The following is a 21,029-nucleotide window of genomic DNA, read 5'->3' as shown; positions in this document are numbered from 1 at the left end:
TTGATTAAAGTCAATTCGCCGAAACTGCGACGAAATGGACCAACCCCCCGTTGCTCGCTTGACCTGGATCAAAGCGAAACTGCGGCGCGCGGCGCTTCATTGGTCACATGGCTGATACGCATCTGACCGGGCGCTACCCGCGCTACACGAGCTTCCCGACGGCCCCGCATTTCCATGCCGGGATCGACGGCGAAACCTTTGCCGACTGGCTTTATCGCCTGCCGGAGGACCAGGACCTGTCGCTCTATGTGCATGTGCCCTATTGCGACAGTCTGTGCTGGTTCTGCGGTTGCCACATGAAGGTGATGAACCGCTCGGGACCGGTTACGCGCTACGTCGCGGCCCTGACCGCGGAGGCAAGCCTGATCGCCGAGAGCATGGGGCGGAAGCCCCGTATCGCCCATCTCCATTTCGGCGGCGGCAGCCCGACCATCCTCAGCCCGCGCGATATCGAGCATCTGATGACCGGCCTGCGTGGCCGCTTCATCATCGACGCCGAGACCGAGATCGCGGTCGAGATCGACCCGCGCGACCTCGACGATCAGAAGCTGGACGCCTGGGCCGCCGCTGGCATGACCCGCGCCAGCATCGGCTGTCAGGACCTCGATCCCCGGGTGCAGCAGGCGATCAACCGCATCCAGCCCTTCTCCGTCATTTCCCGCGTGGTCGATGGCCTGCGTCGGCGCGGCATCAATTCGATCAATATCGACCTCGTCCATGGCCTGCCCTGGCAGACGGTGGACAGCCTCCTCGATACGGTCGAGAAGATCCTGACCCTGTCGCCCGACCGGCTCGCCCTGTTCGGCTATGCCCATGTGCCGCAGCTGAAGCCGCATCAGCGCCTGATCCCCACGGAATCCCTGCCCGGCCCGGCCGAGCGCCACGCCCAGGCGACCGCGGCTTTCGATGCCATCGTCGCCGCGGGTTACGAAGCGATCGGCCTCGATCATTTCGCGAAGCCCGGCGACACGCTGGCGACCGCCGCCGCCAGCGGCAGGCTGCACCGCAATTTCCAGGGTTACACCACGGATAATGCCGATGTCCTGATCGGCCTTGGCCCCTCGTCGATCAGCGAATTGCCCGGCGGCTATGCCCAGAACACGCCCGACATCAACAGCTGGCACAAGGCGGTGGCACAGGGCACGCTGGCGACAACCCGCGGCATCGCCCTGTCCGCCTCGGACCGGCTGCGCCGCGCGGTGATCGAGCGGCTGATGTGCGATTATCAGGTCGATGTCGACGTGGTTGCGGCGGCCCTGCGCCTCGACCCCGGCCTCGTGAACGATGCCTGGTCGCGGCTGGACATGCTGGAAGCCGAAGGCGTCGTGACCTGCAAGGGTGCGCATGTCGCCATCGACCCGGATTCCCGCGCCCTGGTGCAGAAGGTCGCCGCCTGTTTCGACGACCGCTTCACCGCGCCCGAGCCCATGGCTGGCCGCGCCGCCTGACCGCGATCAGACAGAAGGCAGGTCGAGGCGGAAACACGCCCCGGCCGCGCTGTCCGCCAGCACGATATCGCCCCGCGCATTCGCCAGCAGCGCCCGCGCGATGGCAAGGCCAAGGCCGCTGCCGCCCGCTGCCCTGCGCGTGGTGAAAAAGGGCTCGAACAGGCGGGCGCGGTCGCCGGGCGCAATGCCGGCGCCGTCGTCCGTGACCTCGACCAGCACCCGCATCGCCGCGCGCCGGGCCGCGACCGTAACCTTATGCGCCCCGGCCTGACGGCTGTTTTCCAGCAGAATCGCGAAAACGGCTTCGAGCACATCGGCCGGCACCGCGGCCTCGGGCCAGGGCAGATCGGTGCATTCGACGGAAAAATCCCCGCCCCGCAGCGCATCGGCGATCCGGCGCAAGGGCGCCTCGACCGGGGTCGCCACATCATCGCCGAAGCGCGCCATGTCCGCCCGCGCGAGATCGAGCAGCCGGCCGACCAGCTGGGTCAGCCGCGCCGCATCGCCCGCGGCATTGGCGAGGAAGCGGCGCCGCTCCGCCTCGGACATGGTCTTTCCATGGTCTTCGAGCAATTCGAGCGCGCCTCGAATGCCAGCCAGCGGCGTCTTGAATTCATGGCTGACCGCGGCGGCGAAATCCCGCAGGTAAGCCGAGCGCCGCTCGATCCGCGCCGCCATCACCCGGAAATCCTGAAACAGGGCGCGAATCTCCACCGCCGCCGTCTGCGGGGTTTCGGGAATGAAGCCCTTGCCGGCGGCGATATCCGCCGTCGCCCGGCCCAGTTCCTCGATAGGCCGCGTGATGGTCCGGCTCAGGACCCCGGCTAGGCCGATCACCACCAGAAGCCCGGCGGCACTGCCCGCCGCGATCTTGCCGATATCGTCATAGATGCCCCGGAACAGCGCCCGGGGGGAGCGGGACAGCAGCAGGGCGCCGACCACCTTGCCCCCGAAGATCACCGGCCTTGCGTAATGCACCCGAATCGCTGCCGCCCGGCTGAGCATCTCGAAGGTGTAACGCGGGGCGTAGTCACCGCGCCGGCGCAGCACCGAACGGCTCTCGCCCGCCAGCGCCGCCCGGACCTCGGGCAAAGCGGCATAGGACAGGCCGACATCGGCCCGGCCGAGGACGACGATTCCCGCCGCATCGACCAGGCGAATGGAGGCGAGGGTCGACTGGCTGGCCCGGTTGACGACGGGTGCCACCGCCCGCGCCGCCGCCAGCAGGGCGGGATCGGCCGGGCCGGCCGGCACGCCCTTCGGCCGCTCTGGCCCTATGTCCATCGTGTTGAGGTCGATGGTCAGGGGCTGGGGATCGTAGTCCGGCGGCTCCTCGGCTGGCGGCAGCGGGCCGAGGGCGGCGGCGACCGCGGCTTCGATGACGGCGCCCTGCGCGATCAGCTCGGCCTCGGTCTGGCGCACCAGCGTATTCTCGAACACCCGCAGGAACACCGCCCCCGCCGCCGGCAGGACCGAAACGAAGAGCAGCACGAGGGTCAGGATCACGCGCAGGCGCAAGGGCGGCCAGCGCCGCTTGATCGCGGCTTTCAGCCTTCCGATCACCGGGCACCGCAGGGGCCGAGGCGATAGCCGATGCCAGCCCTCGTCTCGATGGCATCTTCAAGGCCAAGGGCGGCGAGCTTTCGCCGGATGTGGCGGATGTGGCTGTCGATGGTGCGGTCGGTGACGGCGAAACCGGGGCCATGCAGGCGGTCGATGATCTCGTCCCTGGTGAAGACGCGGGCGGGCGATGCGGCGAGAATGGCCAGCAGCTGGAATTCGGTCGCGGTCAGGCCGGCATCCATCTCGCCAACCAGCGCCGCCCAGCCCTCGCGGTCGAGGCGAAGGCGGCCGTGGGCGGCGGGGGCCGGTGCCCCGGCTGGCGCCTTTGCCCGGCTGCGCTTCAGGATGGCACCCACACGCGCCACCACTTCGCGGGGCGAGAAGGGCTTCACCACATAGTCGTCGGCGCCGATCTCGATGCCGACGATGCGGTCCACCTCGTCGTCGCGGGAGGAGAGGAAGAGGATCGGCACCTCGCTCGCGGCACGCAGGCGGCGGCAGACCTCGAGCCCGTCGAGGCGCGGCATGTTGATGTCGAGGACGAGAAGGTCCGGCGCCTCCCGCGCGGCGGCGGCCAGCGCCGCCTCGCCATCGCCCGCCTCGCGGCAGTCGTAGCCGGCCTTGGCGAGGGCGAAGGCCAGCAACTCGCGGATATGGGGGTCGTCGTCGACGATGAGGATGCGGGCAGCCATGATCGCCATCAGTCTCACCCTCGGCCCCGCGCGGTCAATCCCGGCCGAGCAGCGCCCGCGCCGCCGCCAGCCGCCGCGCACCCCGGAAGCTCCAGCGTTCGCTGGATTGATCGCGCTCGAGCGCGACCATCAGGCGGTCGCGAAGGTTGGCCGCGGCTGCCTTGAGTTCCGGATCCTCGGTCGTCTGTTCGAGACGGATCGCCGGCACCAGCGCGGCCGAGCCGAGATGGCGCAAATAACACCAGTCGTTCTGCTCGTCCGCGCTGTTTCCGGCGGCCCGGGCCAGATTCCATTCGGCGGCGACCATGGCGGGATCGACGATGAAGACACATGTGGTGACCACGATGCCGGCCGCGAGGGCATTGCTATTGATCAGCCACCGGGTGCTGCGCCCGGTCAGCAGCCGCCAGCAGATGAGGAACAAGCCAAAGGCGACCAGCGCCATCCACAGAAGGGCGGCGAAGCGCATCTCGGTCATGTCGTAGGCGTCGATGTAATCTAGGGTGCGGCGGACGCTGGAGGCGACCAGGACCAGGTTCTGCCCAGTCCAGAGCACCACCAGCCGGCGCAGCCAGACCGAATTCGCGGTGGCCGATCCGGGGCGCAGTGTGACGATGACGAAAGCCCCGGCCAGCAGGGCGGTGACGATCAGCGGATAGGTGCCGCGATGGGCATATGCGGCCAGGGTCACGCCTTCCGGAAGGCCCGCACCGGACCACAGGAAGGCAAGGTCGAGACCATTCTCGACCGCGAAGATGAGGTTGAAGACGACGAGCGAAGCGCCGACCGAGGCAACGGTGACACCCGGCAACGCGAGAACCCGCCGTGTGACCCGCCGACGGCGCAGGCGCCAGCGTTGCGGCCGCAGCAGCGCGGTCGCCAGAATCAGCATCAAACCCCAGTCGGACATCCGTTCGCCCGAGAGCGCGACAAGCCACTGCCGGGGATCAAGCTGCGCCAGCCCCTGTTCGACCAGCGGATTGGCCGAGGCGAACAGGGCGATGAAAATCAGTCCGCCGACCACGGGCAAGGCGAGGATGCCCAGCCATCGGCCGAGAGCCCGGGGCGGCCGGCGATCGAACGCCCGCAGCCACAGGATGAAGTCGCGCAGCGGGCCCCAAGGCGAGGTTACAACGGCCCCGATCACGCGAAATCCCCAAGCCAGCGCATTGTCGAAGCGGGCAGCGCGGGGCAGCAAAGCCGCCGCCGTCAGGAAGGCGAGGAACAGCAGCACACCCAGCAGCTGAATTTCCTCGATCATGGACAAGGCATAGAGCGCGGCAAGGCCGAGGGCGACCCGCGCCGCGCCATGGCGCAGCACCACCGGCCGCGCGAAGGCGAGGGCGGCAACCAGCAGCAGCCCGAAGGCGCCCCAGTAGACCCCCGGCCAGCGGTGGAGCAGGAAATCGCCCGCGACGACAAGCGCGAGGATAAGGAAAACCTTGGTACGGAACAGATGACGGATCGGCATGAGGACACCTCCTGCCCGCCAGACTGCCGTCCGGCGGCGGAGGGGTGATCGGCATCCCTTGCGCATGCCATGTCCGGGCCGTGCAGAAACGGTGCAGGCCGAGTCCAGAGGCCTCGTCGTCCCGGCGCAGGCCGGGACCTTGGGGTAAGAAGGCGCCCCTTCCTGCGCGAGATGCCGGTCTTCGCCGGCATGACGAGGCAGAAGGAGGAGGCGATCTAGACGAAGACGGCCACGGTCTGCCGGCTGACCAGCAGTGGCGTGCCGTCGGCCGCCCAGGTCTTCATCGACTGGCTGGAATAGCCATGGGTGACGGTCTCGGCCAGGCTGGTTTCCAGCCGCCAGCCGTCGTCTTCGCCCGCCGCCCGCTCGTTCAGGACCTCGATCGACCAGGTCATGGAACTGATCGGGCCGAAGCTGGGGAAACGCACCATGGCGGCCGGCGGCGGCGCGTCGGCGAGGGCGATCAGGGCGGTGATGTCGTTCGGCGTCTGCCGGTCCTTGTGGCGCAGCCACACTTTATATTCCGGGACTTCCGCCATCGAGAAGGGCGGGGCGCCGCCGGCGTCCAGCATGTCGAAGTGATGGGCGAAATTGGGCCGGAAGCCGCCCCGGAAGAAATCCCGGCAGGTCTCGGGCGCGGGCGCCTCCGGCATGGGGACATGGGCGAAATCGACCGACGATTCCCGGATGGCGCCGAAGCACAGCAAGGCCCGCGTGGCGAGACCGGCATCGCCGACCAGATCGACCCCGACGAAAGTCGCCGAGCGGCCACGGCGCAGCACCTCCGGCTTGATCAGCAGGGGACCGGAGGCAGGACCGATGAAGGCGAACTGGGCGGACCGCAAGGGTGGCAAGCCGTCGAAGGCGCGCAGGGCCGCCTCGGTGCACAGGGCCGCCGAAGCGCCGCCATAGAGTGTCCGCCCCTGCAGCCAGTCCTCGGTGAGGGACACGGAAAAATCGCTGCCCACCCGGGCGATCCCGGCCAGCACTTCGGTAAACGGCGTCATCCCCGACCTTTGTTCGATATAATTCGTTGCCCGAACCATAAGCCATGGCCCGCCGCCCGGCCAGCCCCCGCCAGCAACGCCGAACCCCCACCGAAGGACGCGATTTTCCCCGGGAATCACGTCCATTTCCCGGGCGGAAAGGGGCGCAACCTTGACTCTTGGCCCCCGCGTTCTTATTGGTTAGGGCTGTTGGATTACGCCCCGCACAGAATTTGGCCGGCAGGGCCGACGGCAGGAACAGGCCGCGGCATGTCGCCAGCGGGATTTGCGCAGGAAGCGGGCTCTCGGTGGCCAAGAAGCTTTGTATCAAGACCTATGGTTGCCAGATGAACGTCTACGACAGCGGTCGTATGGCTGATCTTCTGGCCCCGCTCGGCTATGCCACCACGGAAGACGCGGCCGAGGCCGATCTCGTCATCCTGAACACCTGCCATATCCGCGAGAAGGCGGGCGAGAAGGTCTATTCCGACGTCGGGCGCCTGCGCAACCTGCGGGCCGAGCGGGTGGCCGCGGGCGGCGCCCCGCTGACCATCGCCGTCGCCGGCTGCACCGCCCAGGCCGAGGGCGAGGAAATCATGCGCCGGGCCCCGGCGGTCGATCTCGTCGTCGGGCCGCAGGCCTATCACCGCCTGCCCGAGCTGATCGCCCGCGCCCATCGCAGCAAGGGCGAGGCGCTGGACACCGAATTCCCGGCCGAGTCCAAATTCGACCATCTGCCGCAACAGAGCCGGGTCGAAGGCACCGCCGCCTTCCTGACCATTCAGGAAGGCTGCGACAAATTCTGCACCTTCTGCGTCGTGCCCTATACGCGGGGCGCCGAAACCTCGCGCCCGGTCGCCGCGGTGCTGGCGGAAGCCGCCCATCTCGCCCGGCTCGGCGCGCAGGAAATCACCCTGCTGGGCCAGAATGTGAACGCCTATCACGGCGAGGCGCCGGATGGCGGCGCGCCCTGGTCGCTGGGCCGCCTCGCCCATGCGCTGGCGGACGTGCCGGGCATCGCCCGCATCCGCTATACGACCTCGCACCCGCGCGACATGGACGACGAATTGATCGCCGCCCATGGCACGCTGCCGGCCCTGATGCCTTTCCTGCATCTGCCGGTGCAATCGGGCTCCGACCGCATTCTCGAGGCCATGAACCGCCGCCATACCGCCGCCGACTATCGCCGGCTGGTGGAGCGGCTGCGCCAGGCGCGGCCCGATCTGGCCCTGTCGTCCGATTTCATCGTCGGCTTCCCGGGCGAGAGCGAGAAGGAATTCCAGGCCACCCTCGACCTCGCGGCCGAGATCGGCTTCGCCCAGGCCTATAGCTTCAAATACAGCCCGCGCCCCGGCACGCCCGCCAGCATGATGGCGGATTCCCTGTCGGAAGAGGTGAAGTCGGAACGGCTCGCCCGCTTGCAGGCGGTGATCGCCGACGGCCAGCGCCGCTTCAACGACAGCTGCATCGGCCGCACAATGCCTGTGCTGTTCGACCGTCCCGGCCGCCACGAAGGCCAGCTGATCGGCCGCAGCCCCTATATGCAGGCGGTCCATGCCGAGGTGCCGGCGGCCCTGTCCGGCCGCATCCTCGACGTCACCATCGAATCGGCCCATCCCAATTCCCTGGGCGGGCGTCTCGCGGCCGACCCGGCCGAGGCGGCAGCCTGAAGAGCCGCGCCCCCCGCCCCGCCATGGCAACCCCCCGCAACGATCCGGCCGGCGGCGATCCGTCCCGCCGCCCCGTGGTTCTCGATTTCCCGGACAACCGGCTGCTGCCGCGCCTGTTCGGCGAGCACGACGTGCATCTCGCGCGGGTCGAACGTGCGCTCGGCGTCTCGGTCTCGTCGCGCGGCAATCGCATCGCCATCTCGGGCGACGTCGCGGCGGCGGGTGTCGCCCGCCACGCCCTGCGCGATCTCTACAAGCGGCTCGAAGCCGGCCACGACATCGGCCCCGGCGATGTCGACGGCGCGATCCGCCTCGCTGAAGCGGCGGCGGGCGGCGAGGCGGAAGGCCCCGCGCCCATTCCCGGCATCCGCACCGGACGGCGCACCATCCTCGCCCGCTCGGCGGCGCAGGCCGCCTATCTCGATGCCCTCGGCCGCAACGAACTCGTGTTCGGCCTCGGTCCCGCCGGCACCGGCAAGACCTATATGGCGGTCGCCGTCGCCGTCGCCATGCTGCTGGACCGCCGGGTCGACCGGCTGGTGCTGTCCCGCCCCGCGGTCGAGGCCGGGGAGCGGCTGGGCTTCCTGCCCGGCGACATGAAGGAAAAGGTCGATCCCTACCTTCGCCCGCTCTATGACGCGCTCTACGACATGATGCCCCAGGGCGAGGTCGCGCGCCGGCTGGAGACCGGGGAGATCGAGATCGCCCCCCTCGCCTTCATGCGCGGGCGGACGCTGGCCAATTCCTTCGTCATTCTCGACGAGGCGCAGAACACCACCGCCGGCCAGATGAAGATGTTCCTGACCCGGCTGGGCGAGAACGGCCGCATGGCGGTGACCGGCGACCCCAGCCAGATCGACCTGCCGCCCGGCGTCCGCTCCGGCCTGACCGAGGCGATCGAGACCCTGGAAGGCGTGCCCGGCATCGGTTTCTGTCGCTTCGGCGAAAACGACGTGGTGCGCCACCCGCTGGTGACCAAGATCGTGCGGGCCTATCGCCTGCGCGAAGAGGCGGGACGCTGATGGCCGCCGCCATCCCCCCGGCCGCCGAGACCGACGCCTCGGACCTGCAACGCGCCCGCGCCCTTCTGTCGGCGACGGCGATCCGCGCCCTGGCCGAGGATCGCTGGACCCGCTGGCGGCCCTGGCTCGATTCGCCACTGTTCGCGGCGGTGATCATCGCGCTGACCTTCGTCTTCGCCCCCGTCGGCCAGTCGGTGCGGCCCATACCGCCGCTCGATTCCATCGCCTCCGAAACCGTCCGGGCCGAACGCGCCGTCGCGGTCGAGGACAAGGCCGCGACCGAGGCGCGGCGCGCCGTCGCCGCCTCGTCCAGCCTGCCGGTCTATACCTACGCCCCCGACCTCTACCTGACCCTGTCGAAGCAGGTCGCGACCGCGGTCGAGGCCATGGCCGAACGGGCGAAGGACATGACCCTGGCCCCCGCCCAGCGCCGCGCCGCCTTTCAGGAGGCGATCGGCCGCCCGGTCTCCCAGGCCGCCTTCGACGTCATCGAGAAGATCGACAATCCGGCGGACCTGACCGCCGCCATTTCCTATCTGCTCAATCTCGGCATCGACCGGATGATCATCGCCGACCGGATGGACCTGCCGCCGGAAGGGCCGATCCAGGTCTCCGACCCCGACGGCAAGCGGATGGACAAGGCGCTGGTCGCCGGCGTCCTTGACCTTGCCCAGTTCCGCCGCCTGATGCAGGCCCGCTCGGGCGATGCGCCCTATGGCACGGCGCGGGTCGCCCGCACCTTCGTGCTCGAGACCGCGCTGGCCCTGACCGCGCCCAACCTGATGCCCGATCCCGTCCTGACCGCCTCCTTACGCGACAAGGCGGTCGCCGCGGTCGAGCCGGTGGTGGTCCGCCTCGCCATCGGCGAAGTCGTCATCCGCGAGGGCGACCGGGTGACCAAATCGGCCCAGGACCGCCTGCGCCTCCTGAACGAAGGCGGCGCCCAGCGTTCCGTGATCGGCGAGACGCTGGCGGTCGGCGCCCTCATCCTCGGGCTCACGCTGCTCGCCGGCAGCTTCTTCCGCGTCCGCCGCGCGACCTCCTTCCTTGGCCGCAAGCAGATCTACATCACCCTCGCCGTCGTCCTCGGCACCTCGATCGTCGGCGTCGCCAGCTGGTATGCCGGCCGGGGCGTCGCCGCCGGCCTCGGTGTGCCGGCCGATGCCGCCGCCTTCCTGCCGCCGGTCGCCCTCGCGACGGTGATCGTCGCCCTCGTCATCGACACGCGGACCAGCCTTCTCGTCGGCGTCAGCCTTGCCCTTCTGATGGCTTACCGGGTGGGCGGCGACATCTGGGTGCTGGCGCATTATCTGGTCGGCGTGCTCGCCGCCGGCATGACCGCGCGGCGCGGCCGGCGCCGTTCCGACATCCTGAAGGTCGGCCTGACCATCGCCGGGGCCCAGCTCGTCCTCGTGCCGATCATGGTCGTGCTCGACACCACCGTGCCGCCGGACGAGATTTCCTATTTCGTCGGCGCCGCCGTCGCCGGCATCGTCGGCACGCTGCTGATCTCGGCCTTCACCACCGCCGGCCTGCCCCTTCTCGAATGGCTGTTCGACGAGACGACGGACATGCGCCTGCTCGAGCTCGCTTCGGCCGACAATCCGCTCTTGAAGCAGCTCGCCCTGCGCTCGCCCGGGACTTACTACCATTCGGTGATGATGGCCAATCTGGCCGAAAGCGCGGCCGAGGCGATCGGCGCCAACGGCCTGCAGGCCCGTGTCATGGCCCTGTATCACGATCTGGGCAAGATGGAGCGGCCGAGCTATTTCGCCGAGAACCAGCGCGGCAGCAATGTCCACGACCGGTTGCCGCCCGAATTGTCCGCCCGCATCATCTTCGCCCATATCAAGGATGGCATCGACATCGCCCGCAAGCACCGGCTGGGCCGTCCCGTCCTCGACGCCGTGACCCAGCATCAGGGCACCACCCTGCTGCGCGTCTTCTACCAGCGCGCGGTCGAGCGCGCGAAGACCACGGGCGAAGCGGTGAACGAGGCCGAATTCCGCTATCCCGGCCCCCGCCCCATGACCAAGGAATCCGGCATCCTGATGCTGGCCGACACGGTCGAGGCGGCGACCCGCGCCCTGAAGGACCCCAAGCCCGCCGACGTGCGCGAGCGCGTGGCCCGCGTGATTTCCGAGAAGATCGCCGACCACCAGCTGGACGACTGCGCCCTGACCATGAAGGATCTCGCCACGGTCGAGGCCGCCTTCGTCCGGGTGCTGACCCTCGGCGTCTATCACACCCGCATCGAATATCCCCCCCTGCCGACCAAGAAGGAGCCGACCCCGGAACGCCGCCATGACGACGCCAACACCGCCCAGGGCGAGCCATCACGCCCCCGCCCAGCGGAGCCGACGCCGATCAGCGAAGGCCAGTCCCCCGCCGGAGCCCAGCCAACAGCGGTCCCGACCGCGTCCCAGGATCAGCCTGCGGACGGCGTGCCGGGACTGGACATCCGCGCTTCCTGATCTGCGCAAACTGTTGCCTCCGGCCGCCAGGGCCGCCTTCGCCGCCGGCGCCGCGCGCTGCGCCGCGCTGTCCGGCGCGACTGGCCCGGCCGAAATCGCCATCACCCTGAGCGATGACGCGGAGGTTCGCGACCTGAACCGGGACTGGCGCGGCAAGGACAAGCCGACCAACGTGCTGTCCTTCCCGGGCCTCGAAGGTGCCATGGCCGCCCTGCTGCCGCCGGAGGCCCCGCGCCCCCTCGGCGACATCATCCTGGCCTTCGAGACCTGCCGCGTCGAAGCGGAGGAACAGGGCAAGCCGCTGGCCGATCATGCCCGCCACCTCGTCGTGCACGGTGTTCTCCACCTGCTCGGCTACGATCACGAGGAGGATGCCGAGGCGGAGGAAATGGAGGCTCTGGAAACCATGGTGCTCGCCGGCCTTGGCATCCCCGATCCCTATGGGGCCGATCCCTATGGGGAGACCCGGGCATGACCGACAGCAGCAGCCGCTCGCCCCGCGACAGCGCCGGCTTCATGTCCTGGCTGCGCGGCCTCGCCCGGGGCAAGCCCGAGCAGTCCTTGCGCGCCAGCCTCGAGGATATCATCGACGAGCACGAGGAAGCGGCTCACCACACGCCCGACGAGGGCGAGCGGGAGATGATCCGCAACCTGCTCGAATTCGGCGAAATGTCGGTCGACGACGTCATGGTGCCGCGCGCCGACATCTATGCCGTGCCGGAGAGCATCGGCCTCGACAAGCTGATCGAGACCTTCCTCGAAAGCGGCCATTCCCGCCTCGTCGTCTATGGCGAATCGCTCGACGACGTCGTCGGCATGGTCCATGTCCGTGACGTGCTGCGCTTCTGGGCCGGGCGGGAGCCGTTCAGCCTCGCCACCATCCTGCGCCGCGTGCTCTTCGTGCCGCCGTCCCTGTCCCTGCGCGAGGTGCTGGCCCGCATCCAGGCCGAGCGGTCGCATCTCGCCATCGTCATCGACGAATATGGCGGCACCGACGGCCTCGTCACCATCGAGGATCTGGTCGAGGAAATCGTCGGCGATATCGAGGACGAACACGACGAGCACGAAGGCCCGCTGTTCACCGTCGGCGCCGACGGCGTGCTCGACGCCGATGCTCGCGCCACGATCGAGGATGTCGAGGCCGCGCTCGGCCAGCATCTGGTGCCCGACGACCTCGAGGAGGAAATCGACACCATCGGCGGCCTTCTCGTCTCCCTCGCCGGCCGCGTGCCCGAGGCGGGCGAGCGCATCGCCCTCGGTGACGGGCTCGATTTCGAAGTTGTCGACGCCGATCCGCGCACGGTGCGGCGTTTGCGCATCTATCGCCACATCGCCCCCGACGCGGTCGAGGACTGACACCGATCATGGATCGCATCGCACAGGGTATCGCCGGCCTTTCCGGCTGGCGGCGCGCGCTCGTCGCCTTTCTGGCCGGCGCGATTTCCACCCTGGCGATGCCGCCGCTCGGCCTGTGGCCGGCGCTGTTCGTCGGCTTTCCCGTGCTCGTCCTCCTGCTCGAAGGGGCGGGATCGACGCGGCGTGCCTTCTTTGCCGGCTGGTGGTGGGCCTATGGCCATTTCGTCGCCGGGCTCTATTGGATCGGCATCGCCCTGCTGGTCGATCCCGAGCGTTTCGCCTGGCTGCTGCCCTTCGCCGACCTCGGCCTGCCCATCGTCTTTGCCCTGTTCCCCGCCGCCGCCGCCGCCCTCGCCTACCGGATCGGCCGGCGTGGCCCCGCGCTGGTGCTCGCCCTCGCCGGCTGCTGGGTGCTCGGCGAATATGCCCGCGGCCATGTCCTGACCGGCTTTCCGTGGAACCCGCTGGCCGCGATCTGGATCGAGACCCCGGTGATGGCGCAGGGTGCCGCCCTCGCCGGCAGTCTTGGCCTTGGCGGCGTGACCGCCCTCGTCGCCGGCCTGCCCGCGCTTCTGCCGCGGCCGGCGGCAGGCCGGGCCGCCGCCTTCGCCCTTGCTCTCGGCATCGTCGCCGGCTGCCTTGCCTTCGGTTACGCGCGTCTGCCGGACGGGCCGGCGCCGCGCCACGAACCGGCGGTGACGATCCGTCTCGTGCAGGGCAATATCGACCAGCAACAGAAGCACTCGCCCGCGGCACTGATCGGCAACCTGAACCGTCACCTCGACCTGTCGCGCCGGCCGACAAAGGATGGCGTGCCGCCCCGCGTCGTGATCTGGCCCGAGACCGCGCTGCCCTACCGGCTCGACATCGACCCGAAACTGCCCGAGTTGCTGGGCGGCCTCGTGCCCGCGGACGGCGTCGCGCTGATCGGCGCGGTCCGGGTCGAAGAGGATGCGGCGAACGGGCTTCGGGCCTGGAACAGCCTTCACGCCATCGCGGGCGACGGCAGGCTGCTCGCCACCTATGACAAGCATCATCTGGTGCCCTTCGGCGAATATCTGCCGATGCGCGGGCTGCTTGGCCTGATCGGGCTCGACAAGCTCGCGGTCGGCGCCGTCGACTTCTCGGCCGGCGCGGGGCCTGTCGCGCTGCATCTGCCGGGATTACCCATGCCGCTGCCGCTGATCTGCTATGAAGCCATCTTCCCGGAGGCCGGCTTCGCCCTCGACGCGCGGCCGGACTGGCTGGTCAATGTGACCAACGACGCCTGGTTCGGCACATCGAGCGGACCGCCCCAGCATCTGGCACAAGCACGGTTGCGCGCGATCGAACAGGGCCTGCCGCTGGCGCGTGCCGCCAACACCGGGATTTCCGCCCTCGTCGACCCCTTCGGCCGTGTCGAACAAGCCTTGCCGCTGGGCGTTGCCGGGGTGATCGACGGCACCCTGCCGGCACCCCTCGCGCCGACCCCCTTCGCCCGCTTCGGCATTGCCATCGCCTTGGGATTGGCTGCACTTTTCCTTGCATCGAGCATGACAATTCGCCGTATCACGGCTTGACCGACCCGACTGTCAGCGGCATACAGGAATATGATTTTTTGGCGCAATCTAAGTGCGCGCCGCTGTTCATATTCGGAGTCGTTATGGCCAATCCCGTCGATGTGTATGTCGGTGCCAGGGTCAAGCTGCGCCGTCAGCTGATCGGCATGAGCCAGGAAAAGCTGGGCGAGGCGCTGGAGCTGACCTTCCAGCAGGTGCAGAAATACGAACGCGGCGCCAACCGGGTTTCGGCCTCCAAACTGCATCGCATCGCCGAAGTGCTGGACGTTCCGATTTCCTATTTCTTCGACGGTTACGAGGGCGATCTCGAGGCTCACGACGGCTTGTCGGAGCCGCCGGCCGCCGCTTTCGAGCACGAGCAGTTGAGCCGCAAGGAATCCATCGACCTCCTCAAGGCCTATTACGAGATCGACGACGCCAAGCTGCGCCGCAAGGTGATCGACCTGATTCGGACCCTCGCCGAGACCACGAAGCCCTCGACGACGGCTTGACCGGCAGCGCCCGCCCTGCCAAAAACACCCATTGGTCAGGGCCGGAATGTCCTTGGACCGGACAAGCCGTTACTGGGAGTCGATTGTGGCGCGCTCGAATTATCTCTTCACGTCTGAGTCTGTTTCCGAAGGGCATCCGGACAAGGTTTGCGACCGCATCTCGGACACGATCGTCGACACCTTCCTGTCGGTCGATCCGCAGGCGCGCGTCGCGGTGGAGACCCTGGCGACGACCAATTTCGTCGTCCTCGCCGGTGAAGTGCGCAGCGCGACGCCGGTCTCCCACGATGTCCTGATCGAGAATGCCCGCAAGGCGATCCGCGAGATCGGCTACGAGCAGGACGGTTTCCACTGGCAGAACGCCGAGGTGGTCTGCCGCGTCCACGGCCAGTCGGCCGATATCGCCGTGGGCGTCGATGCCGCCGGCAACAAGGACGAGGGCGCGGGCGACCAGGGCATCATGTTCGGCTACGCCTGCCGCGAGACCGACGTGCTGATGCCGGCGCCCATCGTCTATTCGCACCGCATCCTGAAGAACCTCGCCGATGTGCGCCACGCCGACCCGAAATCGGGTCTCGGCCCCGATGCCAAGAGCCAGGTCACCCTCGCCTATGAAAACGGCAAGCCGGTGCGCGCGACCTCGGTCGTCGTCTCGACCCAGCACGACGAGGGTCTGAGCCAGGAACAGGTGCGCGAGATCGTCCGCCCCCATGTCCTCTCGGTCCTGCCCGAGGGCTGGATGTGCCCCGAGGCGGAATTTTACGTCAACCCGACCGGCAAATTCGTCATCGGCGGCCCGGATGGCGACGCCGGCCTGACCGGCCGCAAGATCATCGTCGACACTTACGGCGGCGCGGCCCCCCATGGCGGCGGCGCCTTCTCGGGCAAGGATCCGACCAAGGTCGACCGTTCGGCCGCCTATGCCGCGCGCTATGTCGCGAAGAACGTGGTCGCCGCCGGCCTCGCCGAGCGTTGCACCCTGCAGGTCGCCTATGCCATCGGCGTCTCCAAGCCGCTCGCCCTCTATGTCGATCTGCATGGCACCGGTACCGTCGACGAGGAACGTCTGGCCAAGGCGATCCAGCAGGTCATGGATCTGTCGCCGCGCGGCATCCGCACCCATCTACAGCTGAACAAGCCGATCTATGCCCGGACCTCGTCCTATGGCCATTTCGGCCGCGAGCCGGACGCGGACGGCGGCTTCTCGTGGGAGAAGCTCGATCTCGTCGACGCGCTGAAGACCGCCGTCGGCGCCTGATCGTGACGACCGACGACGAAGCGCCGGTCGAGACCCCGGCGCTTCGCCGGAAGGTCTTCGGGCGCCGCACCGGCCACAAGCTGCGCGCCCGCCAGGCCGATATCCTCGACAGCGGCCTCGCCCGGCTGGCGGTGCCCCTGCCCGCGCCCGGCGAGATTCTCGATCCGCGCGACCTGTTTCCCCGCGCCGTCGATGAAGTCTGGTTCGAGATCGGCTTCGGCGGCGGCGAGCATCTCGCCGCCCAGGCCGAAGCACACCCTCATGTCGGCATCATCGGGGCGGAGCCTTTCGTCAACGGCATGGCCAGCCTGCTGCGCCATGTCGAGGAACGGCAGCTCGACAATGTCCGGGTGCTGGCCGACGATGCCCGCCTGCTGCTGGCCGCCCTGCCCGAGGCCAGCCTGTCGCGCGCCTTCCTGCTGTTCCCCGATCCCTGGCCGAAGAGCCGGCACCACAAGCGCCGCTTCGTGCAGCAGGAAACCCTCGACCTGCTCGCCCGCGCGCTGAAGCCGGGTGCGGAGTTCCGTGTCGCCAGCGATATCATGGGTTACATCGAGTGGACCCTCGCCCAGGTTGGCCTGCACAGTGCTTTCGAGTGGATGGCGGAAGGCCCGGCCGACTGGCGCGCCCGCACCGAGGACTGGCCGCCGACCCGCTATGAGGCGAAGGCCATCGCCGCCGGTCGCAAGCCCGCGTACCTGCGCTTCCGCCGGCGCTGAAGCCGGCGGCGGGGTGCAATTCCATTGTTGCCCCGCGCCCGACTGTGATAGTTTTCCGTCACAAAAATGGGAGGAGCTTGAGGTCGTGATGTCAGGTTTCCGTAAGGGAATCGGCATGACTTCACCCGGGAGAGCAAGCCGGCGTCAGGCCGTGCCGCCCCCCCGTTCGTAGGTGCTTACTCAAGCTTTCAATGCGACATCGTCTGCTGCTCGGAGAAGGGCGCGATGGAAGTAAGCCGCGTCAGGCAAGCGTGGGAAGCCTTCGTCCAGACCGGGGAAAAGCCGCCGTCTGACGTGCGCCGCATCGTGGCCGCGTCCTGGGGCCGTTCGTCGGCCTTTCGCATCCGGACCGACAACCGCAAGGCCCCGCTCGCCAGCGAAGCCGAGGTCCATCGCCATCGCCTCGACAATCTCCCCCTGCTGAAGGCGGCCGAAGCTGCGCTCGACCGTTCGCGCCTGTTTCTCGGCGCCTCGCGCGCGATGATGGTGCTGACCGATGCCAAGGGCACGATCATCGCGACCGAAGGCGATCCCCGCGTGGTCGACAGCGGCCGCGAAAACCATCTCGAACGCGGCGGCCGCTGGAGCGAGGATGTGATCGGCACCAATGCCATCGGCACCGCGCTGGCCGAAGGCCGCCCGATCCAGATCCACGGCCACGAGCATTTCTGCGAAGGCGTGCAGCGCTGGACCTGCGCCGCGGTGCCGGTCCGTCATCCGCTCGACGACGAATTGCTGGGGATCATCGACATTTCCGGCCCGGCCGAGCATTTCAATCCGCAGAGCCTCGCCCTCGCCGGCTCGATCGCGCAGGAGGTGACGGCAAGCCTCGACCGCGCCATCCGCATCCGGCACGAGGCGCTGCTCCGCCGCTTCATCGCCCGGCGCCCGGCCTGGCTCAGTGACGACATGCTGGTCCTCGATCCCCGCGGCTTCCTGGTCCATGCCGCGGGCAAGCCGGGCGCCGGCCTGGTCGAAGGCAACCGGGTCGCGGCCGTCCGGTCCCTGCCCATCGACGAATGGCCCGACGTCCTGCAGCGGCGCGTTCCGGGTGCCCGCACTGAAATCGTGCGCGAGGACGGCGAGGCCCTGGGGGCGATCGTCGTCATGGCCCGCCCCGGCCGGGCCCGGGCCGCGACGGCGCCCGCGCCCGGCGCCCCCGCCATCGCGACCCCGCGCGAGGCGCGCCGCATCGGCTTCGACGAGATCCTGGGCGAGAGCGAGATCATGCGGCGCAAGCGCGACAAGGCCGCCCGCCTCGCCGCCTCCGGCCTGCCGATCCTGATCGAGGGCGAGACCGGCGTCGGCAAGGAACTCTTCGCCCGCGCCATCCATGCCGCCAGCCGGGCGGAAGGCCACCCCTTCATTCCGGTCAATTGCGGCGGGATGCCGCGCGAGCTGATCGCCAGCGAACTCTTCGGTTACGCCAAGGGCGCCTTCACCGGCGCCGACGAGAAGGGCCGCACCGGCAAGATCGTCGCTTCCGACGGCGGCACCCTGTGCCTCGACGAGATCGGCGAGATGCCGATGGAGCTGCAACCTTATCTGTTACGCGTGCTCGAGGACGGCGAAGTCTTTCCGGTCGGCGCGCACGAGGGCCGGGCGGTCGACATGCGCCTCGTCTCGATGACCAACCGCAACCTCGCCGACGAGGTGGATGCCGGCCGCTTCCGCCGCGATCTCTATTACCGGGTCGCGGCTGCCCGCATCCAGGTGCCGCCCCTGCGCGCAAGAGGCGACGACGTCGTGCTGCTGGCCGGACATTTCGCGCGCCTTGCCGCCACGCGGCTCGGCCTGCCCGCCCCCGCCATCGACCCCCGGGCCTGCGATCTCCTGCTGCGCTATCCCTGGCCCGGCAACGTGCGGGAACTCCGCAACATGGTCGACACGCTGGTGGTGCTGACCAAGGGGGACCGGATCGGCCCCGACGATCTGCCGCGCGAATTCGCCGCCAGCGCGGTGGCCACGCCCCCCCATGTCGATAGCGCCGATCTCCGCGCGATCGAGAAGGCGGCGGTGATCGCCTGTCTCGAAAAGACCCGGGGCAATTGCAAGGAAGCGGCGCGCCTGCTGGGCATCGCCCGTTCGACGCTCTATGTCCGCCTCGCCGAATACGGCATTCCCCGGCCGCGCCAGGGCCGGGGCTGATCCTTCCCGTCACTAAGAATGGCAACTATGTACTTTGCAGATGCAGGCAAAATTAGCCCGTAGGAAGCAGGCGCCAAATCCGTCCTGTCCAAGGCTTATTTCCACCCTATGAAGCATGTCAGCTGTCGATCAGTTGATTGGAAAGCCATGAGAAAAAGCGATTCATTCTCAAGCGGTTAGCCCTAAGTCCATGGAATCGCTGAATGATTCTTGACAGAGCGGTGTAATTATGGGATTAAGTGATAGGTAGGCTACGCCGATCCAAGCCCTGCCATCCGAGCAAAGAACGGATGGCTACCAGCGCGACGGTCGCCCATCGGATGGCGTCCTAAAAGCGGGCTGGGACACGGGGTCCGGGGCCTACCTACCATCTTGCAAAATTGTAACCATAGTACTCGAAAATCCGTTGCTGCTCAGCGGTAAGATTCGCCTTCCATGGCGGGGTTGGTTGCAGGCAAACACCGAAGTCCTTCTGAGAGCCCTTCTCGGTTGCCATAATCCGCGCAAGTGCCTTGGCAGGATCTGCGTCCCAACTCCCTGGACCAAGACAATCGGCAGCTTGGTAAAAGGCGCTTGCGATTATATCTGCAAGTTGCAAACCGGCCCGGCTATCGTGCGGGTGATCCTCCATGAGATCAGTGTTGAGCATATCGGTTCGGACCAATCGTTTTTCGAGGAAAGTTGAACCAGCCTTGCGTTGATGATCGAGATAAAGGCTATAGGCTCTTGTTTGGCTGTAGCGATGGCCGCCCCTTCGAGAAAATTCTATCTTAATTGGAAGCTTTCGCCCGTGATCAGCAATAGTCCTCAATGCGCAAAATTCAGTGACTCGCTCTAATAGAAGACGAAGGCAGAAATTATAAAACCATTCCTGGGATGGTATTTTTGCAGCTCGCCTATTCTCATGACCACGCATATTTTTCTTGTTAGAACAAATTACGAATCCACGCAGTGGGAGCCTAGAAATTGCATTGGCGGCCGCAATTTTTCGTGTAGGAGATAATGTTCTATAGTGAAGGTCTCGACGCTGTCGAATTCCGAGTCCCGTTCTAATATTGTCAACCCAAGCAACTACGTCATTTTCCCATTTTGCCCGCATGACAACAGCGCTCAGCATCAACCACTCTGAAGCGCCATCAGGATCAATGGGACGAACTTTTTTCAAGCCGGGGTCACCTGCCTCGTCAATACATGCTAAATATCCATATTCTGGTGTTTTTTCAGTCATGACAGACAAACCGCCATTGAATAACAATTAAAATCAATTCGAAAAATTCAAATAAACCGCTTGAAAAGCCTGCCGTGATAAGGACAGGGCTCGCTTTGAGAAAGCCTATACAAGGCGACCAAGGCCGAGGCTGCGTCGAAACTTAAAATGCTTGGTGCGGCTGACGGGACTTGAACCCGCATAAGCTTTCGCTTGGCAGCTTCCTAAACGCTCAACAAGAGCGCTTAGGCAAGCTGCCGTGTCTACCAATTTCACCACAACCGCACGCCAAAACGGTACAGCTATCGGCTGCGTCGTGCAACATGGCCTGCTAAGTATCCAACCAACAAAAAAATGCCCCGGCTTTCACCGGGGCGAGGTCATGCTCGGGGGAGAGCAAGGCGTTCGCGCGGCGGCGTCACCCCGTGGCCGGAATGACGCCACGCGACCAATGGCTCAGTCGACGCGCTCGGGCACCGGCAGGCCCAGCCATTCGCCGTAGAAGGCGTCGATATCCGGCTCGAAGTCGTGAATGACCGGATACCAGGGGGTCGGCGCCTCGACATCGTGCTGGGTGCCGCAGTCCGGGCAGTAATATTCGCGGTAAACCTGCCAGGCCGTGTCCGGCGCCATCAGCGCGGGGTAGACGTCGGCCATCGCCTCGGCCGTGTCGCGGACATAGACGTTGGCGTGCAGCTTCCAGTTCTCCTTCCAGCCGCAGAAGACATGGCCGCAGCCGCATTTCGTCACCCAGCGCCTGGTCGCCGCCTGCTGGACGATATAGAGATGCGGGCCGAGCGGCAGGACGATGCGGTCGTGCCACTTCACCTTGCCCTGCAGCACGCCGAGATAGAGTTCGAAACGTTCCTCGTCCTTCGGCATGGTCAACATGCGGGTAGTGGTATCCCAGTCGAGCTTGCCCTCGACCAGATTGGCGACCTGTTCCCTCGTGTAGGTGGACATTG

At 67.4% G+C, this 21,029-nt stretch carries 17 protein-coding genes and 1 tRNA gene; 11 read left to right on the top strand and 7 right to left on the bottom strand.

All coding sequences use genetic code 11. From position 1 onward, the window contains the following. Nucleotides 1-107: 107 nt before the first annotated feature. Nucleotides 108-1,448: an oxygen-independent coproporphyrinogen III oxidase gene (gene hemN, locus DKG74_RS06810; protein ID WP_109904010.1), complete on the top strand. Its 1,341-nt coding sequence runs from the start codon at nt 108-110 to the stop codon at nt 1,446-1,448. A 6-nt stretch (nt 1,449-1,454) separates the two neighbouring features. Here the strand turns inward: hemN and DKG74_RS06805 are convergent, their stop codons facing one another. From DKG74_RS06805 to DKG74_RS06790, 4 genes are all read right to left on the bottom strand, one after another. Then, on the bottom strand, nt 1,455-3,011 hold the full coding sequence (locus tag DKG74_RS06805; protein WP_109904008.1) for a sensor histidine kinase: 1,557 nt from the start codon (nt 3,009-3,011) through the stop codon (nt 1,455-1,457). Continuing rightward, nucleotides 3,008-3,712, bottom strand: a complete 705-nt coding sequence (locus DKG74_RS06800) for a response regulator transcription factor (protein WP_243404044.1) — start codon at nt 3,710-3,712, stop codon at nt 3,008-3,010. The genes DKG74_RS06805 and DKG74_RS06800 overlap by 4 nt, the downstream gene beginning before the upstream one ends. A gap of 25 nt (nt 3,713-3,737) precedes the next feature. Beyond that, nucleotides 3,738-5,174: a DUF4153 domain-containing protein gene (locus DKG74_RS06795; RefSeq protein WP_165837566.1), complete on the bottom strand. Its 1,437-nt coding sequence runs from the start codon at nt 5,172-5,174 to the stop codon at nt 3,738-3,740. 215 nt (nt 5,175-5,389) lie between these two features. Next, entirely contained in the window at nt 5,390-6,181 is a 792-nt protein-coding gene (locus tag DKG74_RS06790) for a thioesterase family protein (RefSeq protein ID WP_109904004.1), read from the bottom strand. 287 nt (nt 6,182-6,468) lie between these two features. Between DKG74_RS06790 and miaB the strand changes: the two genes are divergently transcribed. The 10 genes from miaB (at nt 6,469) to DKG74_RS06740 (ending at nt 18,857) form a co-directional block, all read left to right on the top strand. Next, nucleotides 6,469-7,830 (top strand): tRNA (N6-isopentenyl adenosine(37)-C2)-methylthiotransferase MiaB, encoded by a 1,362-nt coding sequence (miaB, locus tag DKG74_RS06785; protein ID WP_109904002.1) that lies wholly within the window; start codon nt 6,469-6,471, stop codon nt 7,828-7,830. A gap of 23 nt (nt 7,831-7,853) precedes the next feature. Next, nucleotides 7,854-8,852, top strand: coding sequence for a PhoH family protein (locus tag DKG74_RS06780; RefSeq protein WP_109904000.1), 999 nt, complete (start codon nt 7,854-7,856; stop codon nt 8,850-8,852). Next, a complete protein-coding gene (locus DKG74_RS06775) occupies nt 8,852-11,326 on the top strand; it encodes an HD family phosphohydrolase (RefSeq protein WP_109903998.1) in 2,475 nt (824 codons plus the stop codon). The genes DKG74_RS06780 and DKG74_RS06775 overlap by 1 nt, the downstream gene beginning before the upstream one ends. Further along, nucleotides 11,280-11,801, top strand: coding sequence for an rRNA maturation RNase YbeY (ybeY, locus tag DKG74_RS06770; RefSeq protein WP_243404062.1), 522 nt, complete (start codon nt 11,280-11,282; stop codon nt 11,799-11,801). Before DKG74_RS06775 ends, ybeY begins: the two co-directional genes overlap by 47 nt. Continuing rightward, entirely contained in the window at nt 11,798-12,682 is an 885-nt protein-coding gene (locus DKG74_RS06765) for a hemolysin family protein (protein WP_109903994.1), read from the top strand. The genes ybeY and DKG74_RS06765 overlap by 4 nt, the downstream gene beginning before the upstream one ends. A gap of 8 nt (nt 12,683-12,690) precedes the next feature. Beyond that, nucleotides 12,691-14,241, top strand: coding sequence for an apolipoprotein N-acyltransferase (lnt, locus tag DKG74_RS06760; protein WP_109903992.1), 1,551 nt, complete (start codon nt 12,691-12,693; stop codon nt 14,239-14,241). An 83-nt stretch (nt 14,242-14,324) separates the two neighbouring features. Beyond that, on the top strand, nt 14,325-14,732 hold the full coding sequence (locus DKG74_RS06755) for a helix-turn-helix domain-containing protein (protein WP_109903990.1): 408 nt from the start codon (nt 14,325-14,327) through the stop codon (nt 14,730-14,732). An 85-nt stretch (nt 14,733-14,817) separates the two neighbouring features. Beyond that, nucleotides 14,818-15,990, top strand: a complete 1,173-nt coding sequence (metK, locus tag DKG74_RS06750; protein ID WP_109904608.1) for a methionine adenosyltransferase — start codon at nt 14,818-14,820, stop codon at nt 15,988-15,990. 2 nt (nt 15,991-15,992) lie between these two features. Further along, entirely contained in the window at nt 15,993-16,709 is a 717-nt protein-coding gene (trmB, locus tag DKG74_RS06745; RefSeq protein ID WP_109903988.1) for a tRNA (guanine(46)-N(7))-methyltransferase TrmB, read from the top strand. Nucleotides 16,710-16,934: 225 nt separating this feature from the next. Beyond that, a complete protein-coding gene (locus DKG74_RS06740) occupies nt 16,935-18,857 on the top strand; it encodes a sigma-54-dependent Fis family transcriptional regulator (protein ID WP_109903986.1) in 1,923 nt (640 codons plus the stop codon). Between the two features lie 364 nt (nt 18,858-19,221). On the opposite strand, the gene DKG74_RS06735 is transcribed toward DKG74_RS06740, so the two are convergent. The 3 genes from DKG74_RS06735 to DKG74_RS06730 all read right to left on the bottom strand — a co-directional run bounded on the left by DKG74_RS06735 (nt 19,222) and on the right by DKG74_RS06730 (nt 21,027). Continuing rightward, entirely contained in the window at nt 19,222-20,085 is an 864-nt protein-coding gene (locus DKG74_RS06735; RefSeq protein WP_109903984.1) for a DUF3800 domain-containing protein, read from the bottom strand. A 152-nt stretch (nt 20,086-20,237) separates the two neighbouring features. Continuing rightward, a tRNA-OTHER gene (locus DKG74_RS21660) sits at nt 20,238-20,349 on the bottom strand. A 171-nt stretch (nt 20,350-20,520) separates the two neighbouring features. Further along, the gene (locus DKG74_RS06730; protein ID WP_109903982.1) at nt 20,521-21,027 is read right to left on the bottom strand and encodes an acetone carboxylase subunit gamma; all 507 of its coding nucleotides are present in this window, start codon (nt 21,025-21,027) and stop codon (nt 20,521-20,523) included. Between the last annotated feature and the right edge of the window lie 2 nt (nt 21,028-21,029).

This window comes from Zavarzinia aquatilis (assembly GCF_003173035.1).
Classification (GTDB): Bacteria; Pseudomonadota; Alphaproteobacteria; order Zavarziniales; family Zavarziniaceae; genus Zavarzinia; species Zavarzinia aquatilis.
Note: the sequence above shows the minus strand (reverse complement) of the source record. Positions and strands in the feature narration are given on the sequence as shown.